The organism is Cellulosimicrobium sp. NPDC057862 (genome assembly GCF_042797035.1).
GTDB lineage: Bacteria > Actinomycetota > Actinomycetes > Actinomycetales > Cellulomonadaceae > Cellulosimicrobium.
Genome location: NZ_JBHVMH010000003.1, coordinates 100,307 through 118,875, shown reverse-complemented (window position 1 = coordinate 118,875; position 18,569 = coordinate 100,307). Strand labels below are relative to the sequence as shown.

Sequence of the window (18,569 nt, the reverse complement as noted above, 5' to 3'; positions counted from 1 at the left end):
ATGGTCGCGCAGCGGCTCGTCGAGGCGCTGCGCGCGCGCGACACCGACGGCGCGTGGCGCGTCTCGCTCTTCGCCGAGGAGCCCCGCAAGCCCTACGACCGCGTCGCCCTCACGAGCTACTTCTCGGCGCGCGACGCCGAGGAGCTCACGCTCGGCGACCCGGCCCTGTGGGACGACCCGCTGGTCACGCTGCACCGCGACTGCGCGGTGACGTCGATCGATCGCGAGGCGCGGACCGTCACCGACCGCCTCGGGCGGGTGCACGCCTACGACGAGCTCGTCCTCGCGACCGGCTCGAACGCCGCGCGGCCCCCGATCCCCGGCAACGAGCTGCCCGGCGTGTTCGTCTACCGCACGATCGACGACGTCGCGGCGCTGCGCGGCTGGGTCGAGGAGAAGCGCCGCCACGCCACGACCGAGGGCGGCTGGGAGCGGCCCGTGCGCGGCGCGGTGATCGGTGGCGGCCTCCTGGGCCTGGAGGCGGCGGGTGCGCTCAAGGCGCTCGGCGCGCAGGCCACCGTCATCCAGTTCGGCACGCACCTGATGGACGCGCAGATCGACCTGGGCGGCGGCGAGGCGCTCAAGCGCCTCATCAACGGCATGGGCATCGCGGTCCGGTGCAGCACCGGGACCAAGGAGATGAAGGTCTCGCGCAAGACCGGTCACGTGGGCCGGCTGGACTTCGTCGACGGCGGCCGGCTCGACGTGGACGTCGTCGTCATGGCGACGGGCGTGCGGCCCCGCGACGAGCTCGCGCGCGCGGCGGGGCTCGAGGTCGGCGAGCGCGGCGGGGCGGTCGTAGACCTCGCGTGCCGCACCGAGGACCCGCACGTGTGGGCCGTCGGCGAGGTCGCGTGCATCGAGGGCCGCTGCATCGGCCTCGTCGCGCCGGGCTACGCCATGGCGGAGGTCGTCGCGGACCGGCTGCTCGGTGGCGAGGCCACGTTCCCCGGCGCGGACACGGCGACCAAGCTCAAGCTCCAGGGGGTCGACGTCGCGAGCTTTGGCGACGCGTTCGGCCGCACCGAGGGCGCGATGGAGCTCGTGTGGGCCGACCCGGTCGCGGGCGTCTACAAGAAGCTCGTCCTGTCCGACGACGCGCGCACGCTCCTGGGCGGCGTGTTCGTCGGCGACGCGGCGCCGTACGCGTCGCTGCGTCCGATGCTCGGGGCGGAGCTCCCCGGCGACCCGGGGCTGTTCCTGCTCCCCGACGGGTCCGGGGGCGGGGCGCCCAGCCTCGAGCTCCCCGACGACGCCACGGTCTGCTCGTGCAACAACGTCAGCGCGGGCACGATCCGCGGCGCGGTCACCGAGCACGGGTGCACCGACCTCGCGGGCGTCAAGGCGTGCACCAGGGCGGGGACGAGCTGCGGGTCGTGCCTCCCCCTCGTCAAGAAGATCACGACGACGGAGCTCACCCGGGCGGGCGTCGAGGTCTCGAACGCGCTGTGCGAGCACTTCGACCTCTCCCGCGCCCAGCTCTTCGACGCCGTGCGGGTCGCGGAGCTGCACACGTTCAGCGAGATCATCGGGCGGTTCGGGCGCGTGCCGGAGCCGGTGACCGATACGCACGGCGCGGTCCTGGTCCGGGACGCCGGCCGCGGGTGCGACATCTGCAAGCCCACGGTCGCGTCGATCCTCGCGTCGCTCGGCAACGGCCACATCCTCGAGGGCGAGCAGGCGACGCTCCAGGACACCAACGACCACGTCATGGCGAACATGCAGAAGGACGGTACGTACTCCGTCGTCCCGCGCATCCCCGGGGGGGAGATCACGCCCGACGGGCTGCTCGTCATCGGGCAGGTCGCCAAGGACTTCGGGCTGTACACGAAGATCACGGGCGGCCAGCGCATCGACATGTTCGGCGCGCGCATCGAGCAGCTCCCGCACATCTGGCGCCGGCTCGTGGAGCACGGGTTCGAGTCCGGGCACGCGTACGGCAAGTCGCTGCGCACGGTGAAGTCGTGCGTCGGGTCCACGTGGTGCCGGTTCGGGGTGCAGGACTCGGTGGGCATGGCCGTCGAGCTCGAGCTGCGGTACCGCGGCCTGCGTTCCCCGCACAAGCTCAAGCTCGGCGTCTCCGGGTGCGCGCGCGAGTGCGCGGAGGCGCGCGGCAAGGACGTCGGCGTGATCGCGACGGACAAGGGCTGGAACGTGTACGTCGGCGGCAACGGCGGCTTCACGCCCCGGCACGCGCAGCTCCTCGCCGAGGACCTGGACGACGAGGCGCTCATCCGGACCATCGACCGCTTCCTCATGTACTACATCCGCACGGCCGACCGCCTCCAGCGCACGGCCGCGTGGGTCGAGGACTACGAGGGCGGCCTCGACGCGATCCGCGAGGTGATCGTCGAGGACTCGCTCGGCCTCGGCGCCGACCTCGACGCCGCGATGGCGCGCCACGTCGGCGACTACGAGGACGAGTGGCGCGCGGTCCTGGAGGACCCCGAGAAGCTGCGTCGCTTCGGCTCGTTCGTCAACGCGCCCGCCGACCCCGACCCCGACCTCGCGTACGTCACCGAGCGCGGCCAGATCCGGCCCGCGACGGCGGACGAGCGCGCCGCCCTGGAGGAGGTCCGCGCCGCGGGCCTCGCCACCGTCCCCGCCGGCCCCGTCGTGATCGCCGGCAGCACCCTGGAGGTCCGTCGATGAGCGTCGTGTCAGCAGAGCAGGCCGGCCCGGCGGCGGAGACGACGGAGTGGGAGCGCGTGTGCCTCCTGCGCGACCTCCTCGTCGAGCGCGGCGCCGCAGCCCTCGTGGGCGGGGTGCAGGTCGCGCTGTTCCGCCTCCCGGACGACACCGTGCGCGTGGTGCAGCAGCGCGACCCGTACTCGGGCGCGAACGTCATGTCGCGCGGCATCGTCGGCACGCGCGGGGGTGTGCCCACGGTCGCCGGGCCGATGTACAAGCAGGTCTTCGACCTCGCGACCGGGCGGTGCCTCGAGGCTGCCGGGTACGTGCCCGTCCAGGGCCTCGCCCCGGACCTGGCGACGTGGCCCGCCGAGGTGCGCGACGGCGTCGTGCACGTCGGCGACCGTCCCGTCGCCCGTCCGGACGCCACCGCGGACGGTGCGCCGTGACCACGCTCCTCGGGCTCGACCTCGCCGGGCGCACGGTCCTCGTCGCCGGCGGCGGTCCCGTCGCGGCCCGCCGCGCGCGGGCGATGGCGGACGACGGCGCGCACGTCCGCGTCGTCGCGCCCCAGGTCTGCGAGGACCTGCGCGACCTCGTCACCGCCTCGCTGCACGCCCCGCTCCTCGCGCCGTCGTCCGCCCAGCCGCTGCCCGACGGCGGGGCCGCACCGGGCGGTCGCGTCACCTGGGCGCCGCGCGAGGCCCGCGAGTCCGACGTCGAGGACGCGTGGCTCGTGCTCGCCGCGACGGACGACTCGGGGACCAACCGCGACGTCGCCGCATGGGCGGCAGCGCGCCGCACCTGGTGCGTCAACGCCGGCGCCGCGCACGAGGGCACCGCGCGCACGCCCGCCACGACGCACAGCGGCGACGTGCTCGTCGGGGTCGTCACGGACGTCCCCCCGGCGCCTCTGCCGGCGGACGTCCGTGCTCGGGAGCGACGGGCGGCTGACAGCTCGGCCGAGCGGCGCGGTGCGGACCCGCGGCGCGCCCGCGCGGTGCGCGACGCGATCGCCGAGCACCTGCGGTCCGGCGGGGCCGACCAGCGACGCCACCGTCCCGCCACCGGCGGGCTCGGGAGCGTGACGCTCGTCGGCGGGGGACCGGGCGCCGTCGACCTGCTCACCGTCCGGGGGCGCCGGGCGCTCGCGGAGGCGGACGTCGTCGTCGCCGACCGGCTCGGGCCGGTCGACGTGCTCGACGAGCTCGCGCCCGGCGTCGAGGTGATCGACGTCGGCAAGACGCCTGGGCACCACCCCGTGCCGCAGCACGAGATCAACGCGATCCTCGTGGAGCAGGCGCAGCGCGGCCGGCGCGTCGTGCGGCTCAAGGGTGGCGACCCGTTCGTCTACGGGCGGGGCGGCGAAGAGGTCATCGCGTGCCGGGAGGCGGGCGTGCCGGTGGACGTCGTGCCGGGCGTGTCCAGCGCGCTGAGCGTCCCGGCGCTCGCGGGCATCCCGCTCACGCACCGGGGGACGGTCGCTGCGTTCCACGTGATCAGCGGTCACGACGGTCTCGACGCCGCCGCGCTCGCCGGGGTGCGCGACCGCACGGCTACGCTGGTGGTCCTCATGGGTGTCTCGCAGCTCGCACGCATCACGGCCCAGGCCCTCGGCGCCGGGGCCGACCCCGCGCTGCCCGTCGCGATCGTGGAGAGCGGCTCGACGCCGCGCCAGCGCGTCACGCGGGCCCCGCTCGGCGAGGTCGTGGAGCGCGCAGCCCGGTCTGGGGTCCGGCCCCCGGCGATCATCGTCATGGGGGACGTCGCCGCCGAGGGACGGCTCGACCCGGCGACGGTCGCGTGAGCAGCACCGGCAGCACCGAGATCGACCCGCCCGTCGCGACGTCGACCCACGGAGGGTCGATCTCGGACGCTCGGGTCGATCTCGCGTCCGACCCCGGCGGCGACCGCCCCGCGCTCGGCCAGGTCATGGCCGGCTGCACGGTGCTCGTCACGGCCGACCGCCGCAAGAGCGAGCTCGCCGCCGCCCTGCAGCGCCGGGGTGCCGAGGTCCGCCACGCGCCCGCGCTGAGCATGATCCCGCACGCCGACGACGAGCAGCTCCTCGCGGGGACGCGCGACCTCGTCGAGCACCCGCCGGACGTCGTCGTCGTCACGACGGGCATCGGCTTCCGGTCCTGGGTCGAGGCCGCGGACGCGCACGGCCTCGCCGACCGCCTGCTCGAGGTCCTCGCCGACGCGCGGATCGTCGCGCGCGGCCCCAAGGCGCGCGGCGCGATCCAGGCCGCCGGGCTCACCGCCGACTGGGTCGCCGAGTCGGAGACGTCGGCCGAGATCGCCGACGTGCTGCTCGGCGAGGGCGTCGCCGGGCTGCGCATCGCCGTCCAGCACCACGGCGCCGGGGCCGACGGCCTCGACGTCGTCTTCGCCGAGGCCGGTGCCGAGGTCGCGAGCCTCGTCGTCTACCGGTGGGGTCCGCCCCCCGACCCCGAGGCGTTGCGCGCGTCCGTCGAGGCCGCGGCCGTCGGGGAGATCGACGCCGTCGTGTTCACCTCCGCGCCCGGCGCCGAGGCGTGGCTGAGCGCGGCCGAGGAGCACGGCGTGGGCCGACTCGTCGTGTCGCGGTTCCAGGACGGGTCCATGGTCGCGGCGGCCGTGGGGCCCATCACCGCGAAGCCGCTCGAGCACCGCGGGGTCACGCCGCTCCAGCCCGAGCGCGGGCGCCTCGGCGCGCTCGTGCGCACGCTCGTCGCGCACTACGAGCAGGCCGAGACCGTCGCGCTCTCGACCGTCGCCGGCGTGCTCCAGATCCGCTCGCGCGTCGCCGTGCTCGACGGCGAGGTGCTGCCCCTCTCGCCCAGCAGCCTCGAGGTGCTGCGTCTCCTCGCCGCGCGCCGCGGCGAGGTCGTCACGCGCGACGACGTGCTCGACGTCCTGCCCGGCGACTCGCGCGACCCGCACGCCGCCGAGGTCGCCGTCGCCCGCCTGCGCGAGGCGACCGGTCGGCGTGACCTCGTCAAGACCGTCGTCAAGCGCGGATACCGATTGGAGCTCGCATGAGCGCGGAGATCCTGGCCTTCCCCTCGGGAGCGTCGTCCGACTCCTCGGGGGCGTCGTCCGACCCCGGGCCGGAGGCTGGCGACGGCGGGACGTCCGGAGCCGCGCCCGTGCTGATCGGCTGCTCGCACGGCACGAGCGACATCACGGGTCGTGACGTGATCCGCGCGCTGCTCGACGACGTCCGCGCCGCGCGCCCCGACCTCGACGTCCGTGAGGCGTTCGTCGACGTGCAGCAGCCCGAGGTCGCGGACGTCGTGACGTCGGTCGTCGACCCGTCCGCGGCGACGGACGACCCGGACGACTCCGTGCCGGGCGACGCTTCCGTCGCGGACGGCGCGCAGCCGGGCGACGCGGTCGTCGTGCCGCTCCTGCTGTCCGCCGGGTTCCACGTGAGCGTCGACGTCGCGGCGGCGGTCGAGGACCGCGGCCTCGGCACCGGTCGTGCCGCGGCGGGCTCGCCGCTCGGCCCGGACCCACGGCTCGCCGACCTCCTCGCCGAGCGGCTGGGCGAGGTCGGCGTGCGTCCGGGCGACGCCGTCGTGCTCGCCGCTGCGGGGTCCAGCCGTCCCGGCGCGGCGCGCGACGTCGAGGAGCTCGCGGCGGACCTTCGCGAGCGCGTGCCCGGCCCGGTGACGGTCGGCTACGGCGCCATGGCCAAGCCCTCCGTGCCCGACGCCGTCGCCGCCGCCCGCGTCGACCTCGCCCCGGGCGGGCGCGTCGTCGTCGCGGCCTACCTCCTCGCGCCGGGCTTCTTCTACGACCGCGTCCTCGAGGCCGGCGGCGACGTCGTCACCGCGCCGCTCGCTCCCGACGCCCGCCTCACCGCGATCGTCCTCGACCGCTACGCCACCGCCGCGGCCACCCTCGTCTGATCGAGCGAGACCCGGGCCTGACTGCGGAGAACCCCGGTCCGCCGAGGGAGAACCCGTGGTCGGTGAACCACGGCTCGTCCTCGCGTGACCGGGGTCCTACCTCGTGAGGACCGGGCGGGTGCGGGGGGCGAGCAGGGCGACGCCGGCGGCGAGCAGCACCGTGACGCCGAAGCAGACGACGTACGACGCGAGGCCGAGCGTCGGGTGCAGGGCCCACAGGAGCGACCCGGTGACGGCGAGCGCGGTCGCGGCCGCGACGGCGTCGGACACCTGGAGCGCGGACGAGTTGGCGCCCTGCTCGGCGACGGGCGAGAGCTCGAGCGTCAGCACCGAGAGCGTCGGGTGGGTCATGCCCATGCCGAGCCCCGCGAGGGTCCACGCGACCATGCCGACGACGGGCGGGACGGCGGTCCACGCGAGCAGCGCCGCGCCGCCGATGCCGAGCGCGACGAGCGTCCCGCCGAGACGCACGTACCCGGCGTGCTGGAGTCCCCAGGTCGCGCGGCCGCGGAGCCAGGAACCGGTCGACCAGCCGACGGCGCCGAACGTCAGCACGGCGCCCGCGAGCGACGGCGCGAGGCCGCGTTCGTGCGAGAGCAGGAGCGGGAGCAGCACCTCGGCCCCGGTGAAAGCGGCGGCGACCAGGCCGCGGATCGCGATGACGCTCGGGAGGCCGCGCGCGGCGCGGGTCGTGCCCGGGGGCAGGAGCCGCGGGACGGCGAGCGCGACGGCGGCGAGCGACGCGACGAGGAGAGCCGCGAGCCCGAGCCCGCGGAGCTGGCCCGCGTAGTTGAGCGCCCCGATCCCGAGGGCGGCCACGACGGCCCAGGCGAGCGACGCCTGGCGCGCGGTCCGGTCGAGGGGCGACTCGGCGTGGGCGGTCCCGTACGGCGGGACGTCCCCCGACGGGGAGGGGACGTCGTCGGACACCGGGGAGGTGACGTCGTCCGGGGCCGAGCCGCGGGCGGCGCGCATCCCCGGGCGCATGAGGATCAGCGCCGGGACGGCGAGGACCGGGACCGCGAGGAAGACCCATCGCCAGCCGACGTGCTCCACGACCAGCCCGGCGATGGCGGGGCCGACGATGGACGGGATCACCCAGGCCGCGGCGAACGCGGCGAAGACCTTCGGGCGCCGGTCGGTGGGGAACACGCGCGCGACGAGCACGTAGAGCGCGACGATGTACAGGCCCGTCCCGACGCCCTGGAGCACGCGGCCCGCGACGAGGACGAGCATGTCCTGCGCGAGGCCGGCCACCAGCAGGCCTGCGAGGAAGAGTCCGATGCCCGTCCACAGGGGCGTCGTCGGGCCCGCGCGGTCGCTCCAGCGGCCGGACGCGACCATGCCGACGACGCTCGACGCGAGCGACGCGGCGAACGCGAGCGTGTACAGGGTGAGGCCGTCGAGCTCGACGGCGACGGTAGGCATGGCCGTGGCGACGGCGAGGGCCTCGAACGCGCCGAGGAACACGAACGCGACCATGCCGAACAGCACGGTGCGCTGCGTCCCGGGGGAGAGCGTGCCGGTGGAGGGGGCGTCGGGGGTGCCGTGCACCGGCGCGTCGGCGTCGGTGCGAGGGTCCGCCGTCATACGAGAACGACCTTTCCGGTGGTGGCGCGCGCTTCGAGCTCGCGGTGGGCGCGCGCTGCCTCCGCGAGGGGTACCTGGTGCGTGACGACGTGCCACGTCCCGTCCGCCGCGAGCGCGAGCGCGCGCTCCTGCAGGTCGAACAGGTCTCCCCAGGGTCGGGCCCGGGGTCCCACGGCCCACCGTACGTCGCGCGTGACCGCTCCCGTCCCGGAATTCGTGACGTTCCCGGCGTCGTGGTCGACGTCACCGGCGCGGTTCGGCGCGCCCGACGACCACCCGAAGAGCACGAGGCGCCCGTCCGGGGCGACGAGCGCGGCGGCGTCCGTGCCCGCGTCCCCGCCGACGCCGTCGAGCAGGACGGTCGCACCGTCGGGGGCGTGCTGCCGGACGGCGGCCCGCGCCTCGTCGAGCCAGCCGTCGGTCCGGTAGTCGACCACCACGAGCCGGTCGGCGTGCGCCCCCCTGGCGAGCGAGCGCACGAGCGCGACCTTCTCCGGACCGCCCGCGAGCGCGACGACCCGTCCGCCGGCCGCGAGCGCGCTCTGCACGAGGAGGGTGCCGAGCCCGCCGGCCGCGGCGGTGACGAGCACGGTGTCGGTCGCGTCGAGCTCGGCGAGGTCGAGGATGCCGACGGCGGTGCGGCCGGTCCCGATCATCGCGATCGCGTCGGGCGCGGTGACGTGGTCGGGGACGCGGTGCAGCGCCTCGACGGGCACGACGGCGAGCCGCGCGTACCCGCCGCCGTCGGGGGCGGCGCCGAGGTGTGCGGCGACGCGGCGGCCGCGCCACGCGGCGTCGACCCCCGGCCCGACGGCGTCCACGACCCCGGCGACCTCGCGCCCGGGGATGGTCGGGAGCGCCGGGAGCGGCAGGGGGCCGCCCGCGGCCTCGCCTCGGCGCAGGGTCGTGTCGAGCAGGTGCACGCCGTGCGCGCGGACGGCGACGAGCACCTGGCCCGGTCCGGGGACGGGGTCGGGGACCTGGTCGAGGACGAGGTTCTCGGGCGGTCCGAAGGCGTGCAGGCGGATGGCGTCCACGGGGGCTCCTCAGTGGGCTGCGGGCCGCGCCGGAGCGGCGGCACGCGACCCGGTCCGGCCGCGCCCTGCTAGTCTCGAACCTCAACAAATGTTGAGGTCAAGCACCCCGCGGCACGTCCCCGTCGCGGCCGTCCGGCGAGGAGCCCGCGTGCCCGACGACGTCCTGTCCCCGAGCGACGAGCTCACCGTCGGCCAGCTCGCCGCGCGCAGCGGCGTCGCGGTGTCCGCGCTGCACTTCTACGAGCGCGAGGGGCTGATCACCAGTCGCCGGACGCCCGGCAACCAGCGGCGGTTCACGCGCGAGACGCTGCGCCGGGTCGCGTTCGTGCGCGCGTCGCAGCGCGTCGGCATCCCGCTCGCGCGCATCCGCGCCGCGCTCGCGACGCTGCCCGGCGACCGGACGCCCACCGCCAAGGACTGGCACCGCCTCTCGGCCGGGTGGCACGCCGACCTCGACGCGCGCATCGAACAGCTCACGCGTCTGCGCGACCACCTCACGGACTGCATCGGCTGCGGGTGCCTGTCGCTGCGCCGGTGCGTGCTCGTCAACCCGCACGACGCGCTGGCCGACGAAGGCCCCGGTCCGCGGACCCTGCTCGTGGAGGGGATCGAGGACTGAGCGGGCGTCAGGCCGGCGCGACCAGCGAGCCGAAGCTCGTGCGGCGGCGCAGCGCGAACCCGAGCCGCTCGTAGACGCCGATCGCGCCGACGTTCTCGGCCGCGGCGTGCAGGAACGCGCGGTCGCCCCGCTCCTGCACGTGGAACGCGACGTCGCGCACGAGGCGCGACGCGAGGCCACGGCCCCGGTGCGCGACGTCGGTCGTCACGGCGCTGATCTCCGTCCAGCCGGCGGGCTGCAGGCGCTCGCCCGCCATGGCGACGAGCCGGCCGTCGTCGTCCCGGAACCCGACGTAGCGGCCGAGCAGGTACGTGCGGGCCTCGAACGGCCCGGGGCGGCTGCGCTCGACGAGCGCGAGCATGTCCGGCACGTCGTCGGCGCCGAGCACCACGACGTCGGGGTCCGGACGCGGGTCGAGCCGCCCGGTCTCGACGAGCTGGACGCCGTCCACGCGGAACTCGAGGGTCCAGCCCTCCGGCGGCTCGACCCCCTCGGGCGGCGCGGAGAAGCGGCCGCCCGGCCCGACGAGAGCGGCGATCGCGTCCCAGACCCCGGGCTCGTCCCACGAGCGCACGCCCGTGATGGGCGAGACGTCGGCCGGGTAGCGCCGCGCGAGGTCGTCGCCCTCGGCGAGGTGCGCGTGGGCGCCGGTGAGGGCGCTCCACGACGGGTTCTCCAGGACGGCGTCGCCGACGCCGGTGGCGTGGGCCTGCGTGCTCGTCGCGGTCATGCTGCTCCTCCTCGCCCGGTCACCCGGGTGCCGTGCCGTCGTCACGGTCGTCCGGCCGTGCGTCCTCCAGGACGAACGCTCGCGGGCGCGCCCCTCTTCCTGCACTCCTCCCGAACCCGCTCAGCCCTCCCACTGGTCCCGGTGCACGACCTCCGCGAGCGGGCGCCGACGCGGCTGCGACCAGCGCCCGCGCGCCGGGTAGCCGAGCGGGACCAGGCCCATCGTCAGTGCGTCGTCGGGCAGGCCGAGCAGCGTGGCGACGTCGCGCTCGCGGACGGTGTGGAAGGTCGTGAGCGTCGTCCCGATCCCGTAGGCGCGCGCGGCGAGCACGAGGTTCTGCACCGCGCCGTAGATCGAGGCGCCGAGCCGGGGGTCCGTCGAGCCCGCCGCGTTCCGCAGCACCGGCACGACCCACACCGGCGCCTCCTCCAGGTGCAGGGCCAGGTGCTCGACGGCGCGGAACCCCGCGTCGCTCACCCCCGCGTCGTCGGTCGCCGCACCGAGGACGGCGTCGCGGCGGTCGCCGTACGCGGCGCGCCACCCCTCGCGGTACCACTCCGCGACCTGCGCCTTGGTCGCGGGGTCCCTCACGACGATCCACGCCCACTGCTGGCGGTTGCCCCCGCTGGGGCCGCGGACCGCGGCGTCGAGGATCGCGTCGAGCACGTCGTCGGGCACGGCGTCCGGCGAGAGGTAGCGGCGCGACGGCGTCGAGTGGAGCGCTCGAAGGATGGACAGATCCTCAGGTGTGGTCACGGTCGCCGAGGGTACGGGCTACCATCCGGCGCGTTCGCGGGTCCCGGCCGCCGTCTCGCAGGGTGGTCACACCCGCGGCGCGTCCTGATCCACAGGCCTCGGACGGGGGAGCAGATGGTCACGGAACTGCCGGTCACGGACGTGCTGGTGGCGGTGCACGTCGACACGGGGGAGCACGACGACGCGGAGAGCCTGCGGACGCGCGTCGCCGCGCTCGACGGGGCGGGCGTGCACGCGCTGACCTTCGCGCCCGGGCCCGACGGCGGGCTCACGGCGGTCGAGGCGGCCTCCTTCGCAGCGGCGTGGACCGAGCGCGTCGGCCTCGTGGCCGTCGTCAACCCCGTGCACGCCGAGCCGTTCCACCTGTCCAACCAGCTCTCCAGCCTCGACCGCATCTCCCGCGGCCGGGCAGGGTGGTGGCTCGACGTGGTCGACGACGCCGCGCACGCGCGGGCGCACGGTACCGAGCCCGTCGGCTCCGAGGACGCGACGGCGCTCGCGCACGACGTGGCAGAGGTCGTGGAGGCGGCCCGGCTGCTGTGGGACTCGTGGGAGGACGGCGCCCTGATCGCCGACCGCGCGACCTGCCGCTTCCTCGACGCCGAGCGGGTCCGCCACGTCGACTTCGTCGGGCGGCGGTTCTCCGTCAAGGGCCCGGCCCTGCTCCCGCGACCGCCGCAGGGCCACGTGCCCGTGCTCGCCGAGGCGCGCTGGCTCCCCGCGGACGCACGCGACGTCACGGTGGTCCGCGCACCCTGCGGGACGGACACCGTGGGCGGCCCCGTGCTCGTCGACGTCGCGGTGACCGGCGAGCCGGGTCACGTCGCCGCAGCCGTGGGGCGCGTCGTCGACCAGATCGCCCGGTGGGCGGCCGCGGCGGTCGCGGGCACGACGGGCGCGTCCCCCGTGGGCCGGCAGGACCGCGGACACCCCCGCCCGCTCGTCGTGCGGCTCGTGCCCGACCGGACGGAGGAGGCGTGGGCCGTCGTCGGGCAGGTCCTGGTGGCGCTGCCCGCGCGCGGTCTCGCTGCCCCGCCGCCTGGCCCCGGCCGGACGCTGCGCGACCACCTCGGTCTCGAGCGTCCGGAGGGCCGGGCGGGCGACCCGACCGCGCGACCGGCGCCCGAGCACGAGACCACGACGATCGGAGCACGACCGTGAGCGCACCGAGGACCCGCTCGACCGCGATGCCGACCCCCGCGGGTGCGACCGGCGCGCCGCGCCGCGAGCTCCACCTCGCGGCGTTCTTCCCGTTCGGTCCGCACTACGACTGGACGTCCGTGGCCGACCCGACGACCTACTACGACGCCGAGACGTACGCCACGCTCGCGCGCTCGGCCGAGCGGGGGTTGTTCTCGGCCATGTTCCTCGGCGACAGCCAGCGGCTGCGCGAGCACCTCGGGCGGGTCAACGACACGGTCGTGACCGGCCGGCCGGACCAGCTCGTGCTCTTCGCGCACCTCGCCGCGCGCACGCGGCACCTCGGGTTCGTCGCGACGCTCAACACGACCTTCGCGGCCCCGGCGGACCTCGCGGCCAGGGTCGCGACCGTCGACCGGCTCAGCGGCGGGCGCGCGGGCTGGAACGTCGTCACGACGAACGACGCCTGGACCGGGGCGAACTTCCGTCGCGGCGGCTACCTGCCCCGTTCCGAGCGCTACCGGTCGGCCGAGGAGCACCTCGCGATCGTCCACGCGCTGTGGGACGCGGACCGGGGGACCCCGGTGCGGCGCACGGGGTCGCACCACGACGTCGTCGCGACCGCGACCCTGCCGCCCTCGGCGCAGGGCGCGCCCGTGATCTTCCAGGCGGGCGAGTCCGACGAGGGTCGCGACTTCGCCGCCCGGCACGCCGAGGGGATCTTCTCGCGCTACCTCGAGCCCGAGGCGGCGGCCGCGTTCGCGGCCGACCTGCGCCGTCGGCTCGTCGCGCACGGCCGCCCCGCCGACGACCTGCGGATCTTCCCCGCGGCGAGCATCACCCTCGGGGACACCGAGGCGGAGGCGCGCGAGAAGGCGGAGTGGTTCCACCGGCGGACCTGGACCGACCGCATGGTCGTCGCGGTGATCGAGGCGGTGTGGGGTCGTGACCTCTCGTGGCTCGACCCCGACGGCCCGCTGCCCGACGTCGACCCTGCGTCGGCCGAGCAGACGCGCACCCACGGCGTCGTCAACAGCCGCGACGACCCGCTGGTGACTGCCGCGGCGTGGCGCAGGATCAGCGCCGAGCGGGGGTTGACCGTGCGCGGCCTCGTCGACTCGCTGCACGCGGCGGCCGCGTTCGTCGGGACGCCGTCGTCGGTCGCCGACCGCCTGGCGGCGTCCGTGCGGGCCGGGGAGATCGACGGCCTCAACCTCACGCCCCAGTCGGTCCCCGACGGGTTCGACGACGTCGTGGGCCGGCTCGTGCCCGAGCTCCAGGAACGTGGCGTCTACCGCACCCGCTACCCCGGGACGACGCTGCGCGAGAACCTCGGCCTGCGTGCGCCCGTCCACCACCGGCTCCCCGCCACGGGATGACGCGGGCCGGCCGCGTCGGGTGACGCTGGCGCGGCCGGCCGCGCACCCGATGCGGGGCCGGAGAGCTCACCAGTTCTTGGTGCCGCTCCCGCTGCCGTCGCCCGGGTCGGTGCCGCCACCGGGCTGGTCGCCGTAGAGGTCGCGGTACTCCTGCTCGAGGCGTTCCTGCTCGTCGCGCGCCTCGGAGCCCTGCTGCTCGAGCTCCTCCTGGCGCTGCTGCTCCTCGCGCTCGGCCTGGCTCTGCTGGTCCTCACCCTCCGAGCCCTCGCCGCCCGACGCCTCGGACTGCTCGTCACCCTCGGAGCCCTCGCCCTGCTGGGTGTCGCCGCCGCCCTGGTTCTCGGGCTGGGAGTCCTGCGCCTGCTGCTGCTTGTCCTGGAGGCGCTGCTGCGCGGCCTCGTTCTGCTCCTCCTGCTCGGGGGTCTGCTCGGACTCCCCGCAGTCGGGCCAGCCGCGGATCTGCTCGGCGGTCGCGTACTCCTGCTCGGCGTACTCGTACCAGTCCTGGACGTCCTGGCGCAGCTCCTCCGGGTCGGGCTCCTCGCTCCCGTCGCCGTACGGGTCGAGGACCTCCTCGTCGTACGGCAGCCCCGCGTCGCGGGCGGCGATCGCCTCCTCGACGAGCGCGAGCTCGGCCGCCTTGCCGTCCGCGTACGCCATGTCACCGTCGCCCTGGATCTCGTACGCGAGCGAGAGGTTCGTCTGGATCATGCAGCGTTCCTCGGGGCTCTCGTTCTCCGCGAGGTCGTACGCGCGGTCCAGGGACGTGATCGCGTCGTACAGCGCCCACGAGTCCTCGGACCGGGCGAGGGCCGTCCCGTGGTTGTAGTGCGCCTTCCACGGTTCGACGATGTTGAGGGTCCGCTGGATCCCGAAGTAGTCGGCCGCTGTCGTCGCGTCCCCGCCGTCGTAGCGGTCCTTGCCCGTCGCCGCGATCGGGGCGAGGAGCGCCAGCTTGACCCCGAGGACGAGGAGCGCGAGCACCACGGGCAGTGTGCCGACGAGCCACCACGTGCGCCGGCGCAGGCGCGCGGCGCGCAGCGCGGCGACCCCCGTGGGGCGGGGCTTACGCGTCCCGGTCGGCGATGTCGGGGGCGGGGTCCAGGTCATCGGCGCACCTCCGCCCGGTCGGCAGTGGGCGTGCCCGAGGCCGGCCGGTCGCCGTCGTCCGGCCCACCGGGCGCCCGTGCGCCCGGGACGTCCCCGCTCCAGACCGGCGCCGACGGCCGGGACGTCGTCGGGCGCACGAGCGAGCGGCTGGCCGAGCGCGACCAGAACCACGCCTCGAGACCGAGCAGCGCGACGAGCGCGAGCGCGAACGGCCAGACGACCGGGCGGTAGGCCGTGACGTCGCGTCGTCCGTCGGCCGCGACCTGCTGCGGGTCGACGCCCGCGACGAGCGACGCCGTCTCCGACGGCTCCTGCCGGTGCACGTACGGCACGCCGAGCTGGTCCGCGAGCGTGGTGAGCGACTCCTCGTCGAGCACCGAGAGCGCCTCGACCGGCTCGCCGTCCTGGCTCGGCTGCGACCAGTCGATGATGTACTCCGCGTCCTCGGGGTCCACGTCCGGGTCGTACTCCTTCATGCGCCCGCCGTCGGCCGTGCCGTAGCCGAGCACCGCGCCGCCGTCGACCAGCGGGGCCAGCTCGGCGAACGAGCGCGGCTCGCCCTCCGCCGTCTGCTCCCCGTCGGTGAGCAAGAAGACGAGGCGCACGTTCGCCGGGTGCTGCTCGGCGGACCCCTGGAGCGCGGACCGCAGCTCGTCGAGGGGCCTGTCCGTGAGCGATCCCTGCGAGTACCGCGTGATCTCGCGGTGGAACGTGTCGGCCCACGACGTGATCGCGCGCGCGTCCGTCGTCAGGGGGAGCTGGCGCGACGCCTGCGAGTCGAACGAGATGATCGAGTAGCGGGCCCCGGGGATCGCCTCGGTGAGGCTCGTGATGTCGCTCCGCACGCCGTCGAGGCGCTCCTGGCCGCCCTCGGGGCCGTAGTCCTCGGCCGCCATGGAGCCCGTGCGGTCGACGACGAAGAACATGTCGACGTTCGCGACCGACGTGTCGCGGTCCGTCGACGCGACCGACGGCGCGAGCCCGATGATCCCGAGCAGCACGACCGCGCCGACGCGGCGCAGCCAGGCCGCGCGCGGGGCGCCGGGCCGCGGGGCGCCGTCGGGCCCGGGGCGTCCGGCCACGACGGCCTGCCACACGGCGAGGCCGAGCAGGGGCAGGACGAGCAGCGCCAGGGCCCAGAGGGGCACGAGCGGCTGGAGCGTCAGTCCGGCGAGGCTCATCGGGCGATCACTCCTTCACCCGCCACGCGACGACGAGCAGCAGCGCGACGCCGAGGACCGCGACGAGGAACCAGCCCGCGGGCCGGTCCGTGACGATCACCTCGGGCGACGCGTCGAGCTCGACGGCCTGCTGCGCGACGACGTCGTCGACCATGCCCTGCACCGCGGCCGGGTCGTCGGCGAGGAAGTAGAGGCCGCCGCCGTCCTCGACCGTGCTGCGGTACTCGCTCTCCTCGGGCGTGCCCTCGTAGCGCTGCGACCCGCCGAAGATCCCGTGCAGCGTGATGTCGCGCGACGCGACGAGGTCGGCCGCCTGGGGAAGCGTGTAGATCGGCTCGCCGGAGACGTAGTTGTCGGTCGCGAGGATGATCGAGCGCGAGCGCTCGGTGTCCTCCGCGTCGAACTGGAGCGCGCAGCTCGCGAGCCCGTCGCCGATGAGGCTCGCGCCAGCGAGGTTCGCGGTCGTGCCGGCGCTGAACTGCGCGTACTCGAGGATCTCCGCGTCGTCCGACCCGCCGGTGTAGTCGAACGTGGACGGGTCCTTGTCGAGCGCGTCGATCCCGGCCTGGAGCTCCTCCTGCACGAGCGTGTAGTCGTCCGTGAGCGGGAAGACCGTGCGCGACGAGGAGTTGAAGATCGACAGCGCGATCCGTTCGCCCTCGAAGTTGTCGACGAGCTCCTGGAACACCTTGAGGACGGCGCCGTCGTACTCGATCATCGAGCCTGACACGTCCAGGCACAGCACGATGTCGCGTGTGCCGAGCCGGTCGACGACGACGTCCGTCTCGACCGGCCGCGCCGCGACCGCCCCCGCGCCGACGACGGCGACGAGCAGGCCCGCCGCCGTGAGCCCCTGGAGCACGCGGTAGCGGCGCACCCACGCCGCGAACGCGGGCACGCGCGCGAGGTAGTCGGAGTTCGCGACCCAGAGCACGTCGGCGTCGGCGTCGCGCGCCCGCCGACGCCGGGCGAGCCACCAGGCGACCGCGCCCGCGGCGAGGACGGCGACGACGAGCGCACCCCACAGCCACGGCCACAGGATGGAAGCGCCCTGGGGACCGGGCACGACGGCGGTGCTCGCCGCGAGCGCGTGCCTCACCATCCGCGCACCACCGATCGCGCGCGGTCGATCGAGTCCTCGGCGTCGGTCGCCCGGGCCGCGGGGTCGTTGTCGTGGTCCGCGAACGACGGCCGGTAGTAGCGCGCGATGAGCTGCGTGAGGCGACCGGCCTCGCCGATCTGCTGGATCTCCGAGAGCGTCATGGACGACGCGTCCTGGCCGAGCCGACCGGTCGCGAAGCCGCGCATCTCCGACGAGAGCGCGAGGTGCAGCGTGCGCTCGTCGAGCTCACCGGCACGGAAGCGCTCCGCGACGGCGTCGAGCCGCCGCTCGTACTCGGCGCGCAGCGACGCGTAGGGGTCGTACGGGCCGGTGGGGAGCAGGGGCGCGGGCGGCGGTGCGGCCTTCTCCGCCGCGCTCGCGCGCGTCAGCCAGACGACGAGGAACACGACGGCCGCCGCCGCGAGGATCAGCACGATCCCCAGGACGGTCCACCACCCCGAGTAGCCCACGGGGTCGACGAGCTCATCGACGGGCACGCTTCTGCCTCCCCAGGAGCTCGACGAACCGCTGCACCACGTCGTCCGACCCCTCGACGAGCACGCCCTCGACCTGGAGGGTGCGCAGCCGCTCCGCGACCTCGGCCCGCCGCGCGGCAAGGGCCTGGGTCGCGGACTCGGCGAGCGCGGCCCGGCCGCGCAGGAACGCCGGCAGGCGCAGCGTCCCGTCCACGTCCGCGACCTCGCCCGCGGCGTGCGGCCCGGCGCCCGCGCCCACGGGAGAGAGGTCCGCGACCTGGACGACCATGACCTCGTGGCGCACGCGCAGCGACCGCAGGAGCTGCTCGTGCTCGGCCCCGGGGCGCGCCTCGTCGGTCACGACCACGATCAGCGAGCGGCGCCGGAACGCGGACCGGGCGCGGTCCAGCGGCCGACCCAGGTCGCTCGCGGGCGCGTCGGGTCGCCACAGGTCCTCCACCGTGCGCAGCAGCACCTCGAGGTCCTGCGTGCTCGCACGGGGCGGGAGCTGGACCAGCCGCCGGGCGTCACCCGCGACGAGCGCGACCCGGTCGCCGCGGTCGCGCGCGAGGTACGCCACGAGCGCGCAGCAGAAGCTCGCGATCTCCGCCTTGGTCTCGCCGCTCGGGGCGGTCGCGCCCATCGTGCGCCCGGTGTCGACGACGAGCACGAGGTTGAGGTTCGACTCGCGCACGAACCGGCGGATGATCGGGAGGCCCGCGCGCGCCGACGACTTCCAGTCGATGTCGCCGACGTCCTCGCCCGGCGCGTACAGGTGCAGGTCGTCGAAGTCCTGGCCGTGCCCCTTGAAGACCGACCGGTGCCGTCCCTCGAGCAGGCCGGACGCCCGGCGCGCGACCGGGAGGTCGAGCCGGGCCCGGACCTGGGCGAGACGGGAGACGTCGGGCACGTGGTGCTCTCT

Annotated in this window: 17 protein-coding genes; 8 read left to right on the top strand and 9 right to left on the bottom strand. The window is 75.7% G+C overall.

Features of this window, described 5'->3' with window-relative positions; all coding sequences use genetic code 11:
* From nirB to ACFVN3_RS06040, 5 genes are all read left to right on the top strand, one after another.
* Complete coding sequence (nirB, locus tag ACFVN3_RS06060) at nt 1-2,652, top strand: nitrite reductase large subunit NirB (protein WP_378232054.1); 2,652 nt, start codon at nt 1-3, stop codon at nt 2,650-2,652.
* Nucleotides 2,649-3,080, top strand: a complete 432-nt coding sequence (nirD, locus tag ACFVN3_RS06055) for a nitrite reductase small subunit NirD (protein WP_378231650.1) — start codon at nt 2,649-2,651, stop codon at nt 3,078-3,080. The genes nirB and nirD overlap by 4 nt, the downstream gene beginning before the upstream one ends.
* Complete coding sequence (cobA, locus tag ACFVN3_RS06050; protein WP_378231648.1) at nt 3,077-4,438, top strand: uroporphyrinogen-III C-methyltransferase; 1,362 nt, start codon at nt 3,077-3,079, stop codon at nt 4,436-4,438. The genes nirD and cobA overlap by 4 nt, the downstream gene beginning before the upstream one ends.
* 125 nt (nt 4,439-4,563) lie before the next feature.
* Nucleotides 4,564-5,655 carry a uroporphyrinogen-III synthase gene (locus tag ACFVN3_RS06045; protein WP_378232051.1) on the top strand — a complete coding sequence of 364 codons (1,092 nt, stop codon included), beginning with the start codon at nt 4,564-4,566 and terminating at the stop codon, nt 5,653-5,655.
* Nucleotides 5,652-6,527 carry a sirohydrochlorin chelatase gene (locus tag ACFVN3_RS06040; RefSeq protein WP_378231646.1) on the top strand — a complete coding sequence of 292 codons (876 nt, stop codon included), beginning with the start codon at nt 5,652-5,654 and terminating at the stop codon, nt 6,525-6,527. Before ACFVN3_RS06045 ends, ACFVN3_RS06040 begins: the two co-directional genes overlap by 4 nt.
* A 96-nt stretch (nt 6,528-6,623) precedes the next feature.
* Here ACFVN3_RS06040 and ACFVN3_RS06035 read toward each other — a convergent pair whose 3' ends face one another.
* On the bottom strand, nt 6,624-8,117 hold the full coding sequence (locus ACFVN3_RS06035) for an MFS transporter (RefSeq protein ID WP_378231644.1): 1,494 nt from the start codon (nt 8,115-8,117) through the stop codon (nt 6,624-6,626).
* Nucleotides 8,114-9,154 (bottom strand): alcohol dehydrogenase catalytic domain-containing protein, encoded by a 1,041-nt coding sequence (locus tag ACFVN3_RS06030; protein WP_378231642.1) that lies wholly within the window; start codon nt 9,152-9,154, stop codon nt 8,114-8,116. Before ACFVN3_RS06030 ends, ACFVN3_RS06035 begins: the two co-directional genes overlap by 4 nt.
* Nucleotides 9,155-9,302: 148 nt before the next feature.
* Here ACFVN3_RS06030 and soxR point away from each other — a divergent pair, with 148 nt between their 5' ends.
* A complete protein-coding gene (soxR, locus tag ACFVN3_RS06025) occupies nt 9,303-9,773 on the top strand; it encodes a redox-sensitive transcriptional activator SoxR (RefSeq protein WP_378231640.1) in 471 nt (156 codons plus the stop codon).
* Nucleotides 9,774-9,780: 7 nt separating this feature from the next.
* Here the strand turns inward: soxR and ACFVN3_RS06020 are convergent, their stop codons facing one another.
* Together ACFVN3_RS06020 and ACFVN3_RS06015 are read right to left on the bottom strand one after the other, a co-directional pair.
* Complete coding sequence (locus ACFVN3_RS06020; protein WP_378231638.1) at nt 9,781-10,503, bottom strand: GNAT family N-acetyltransferase; 723 nt, start codon at nt 10,501-10,503, stop codon at nt 9,781-9,783.
* Nucleotides 10,504-10,623: 120 nt separating this feature from the next.
* Nucleotides 10,624-11,259 carry a nitroreductase family protein gene (locus ACFVN3_RS06015; RefSeq protein ID WP_378231636.1) on the bottom strand — a complete coding sequence of 212 codons (636 nt, stop codon included), beginning with the start codon at nt 11,257-11,259 and terminating at the stop codon, nt 10,624-10,626.
* 114 nt (nt 11,260-11,373) lie between these two features.
* On the opposite strand from ACFVN3_RS06015, the gene ACFVN3_RS06010 reads away from it, so the two are divergent.
* Together ACFVN3_RS06010 and ACFVN3_RS06005 are read left to right on the top strand one after the other, a co-directional pair.
* Nucleotides 11,374-12,420 (top strand): LLM class flavin-dependent oxidoreductase, encoded by a 1,047-nt coding sequence (locus ACFVN3_RS06010; RefSeq protein WP_378231634.1) that lies wholly within the window; start codon nt 11,374-11,376, stop codon nt 12,418-12,420.
* Nucleotides 12,417-13,778, top strand: a complete 1,362-nt coding sequence (locus ACFVN3_RS06005; protein WP_378231632.1) for an NtaA/DmoA family FMN-dependent monooxygenase — start codon at nt 12,417-12,419, stop codon at nt 13,776-13,778. The genes ACFVN3_RS06010 and ACFVN3_RS06005 overlap by 4 nt, the downstream gene beginning before the upstream one ends.
* 66 nt (nt 13,779-13,844) lie before the next feature.
* Here ACFVN3_RS06005 and ACFVN3_RS06000 read toward each other — a convergent pair whose 3' ends face one another.
* Genes ACFVN3_RS06000 through ACFVN3_RS05980 form a run of 5 tightly spaced genes read right to left on the bottom strand, consistent with a single transcriptional unit; the run spans nt 13,845 to nt 18,557 of the window.
* Nucleotides 13,845-14,888 carry a hypothetical protein gene (locus tag ACFVN3_RS06000; RefSeq protein ID WP_378231630.1) on the bottom strand — a complete coding sequence of 348 codons (1,044 nt, stop codon included), beginning with the start codon at nt 14,886-14,888 and terminating at the stop codon, nt 13,845-13,847.
* A complete protein-coding gene (locus ACFVN3_RS05995) occupies nt 14,885-16,069 on the bottom strand; it encodes a VWA domain-containing protein (protein ID WP_378231627.1) in 1,185 nt (394 codons plus the stop codon). The genes ACFVN3_RS06000 and ACFVN3_RS05995 overlap by 4 nt, the downstream gene beginning before the upstream one ends.
* A gap of 7 nt (nt 16,070-16,076) precedes the next feature.
* On the bottom strand, nt 16,077-17,171 hold the full coding sequence (locus tag ACFVN3_RS05990) for a VWA domain-containing protein (RefSeq protein WP_378231625.1): 1,095 nt from the start codon (nt 17,169-17,171) through the stop codon (nt 16,077-16,079).
* Nucleotides 17,165-17,668 carry a hypothetical protein gene (locus ACFVN3_RS05985; protein WP_378231623.1) on the bottom strand — a complete coding sequence of 168 codons (504 nt, stop codon included), beginning with the start codon at nt 17,666-17,668 and terminating at the stop codon, nt 17,165-17,167. The genes ACFVN3_RS05990 and ACFVN3_RS05985 overlap by 7 nt, the downstream gene beginning before the upstream one ends.
* Nucleotides 17,655-18,557 (bottom strand): DUF58 domain-containing protein, encoded by a 903-nt coding sequence (locus tag ACFVN3_RS05980; protein WP_378231621.1) that lies wholly within the window; start codon nt 18,555-18,557, stop codon nt 17,655-17,657. Before ACFVN3_RS05980 ends, ACFVN3_RS05985 begins: the two co-directional genes overlap by 14 nt.
* Nucleotides 18,558-18,569 lie beyond the last annotated feature (12 nt).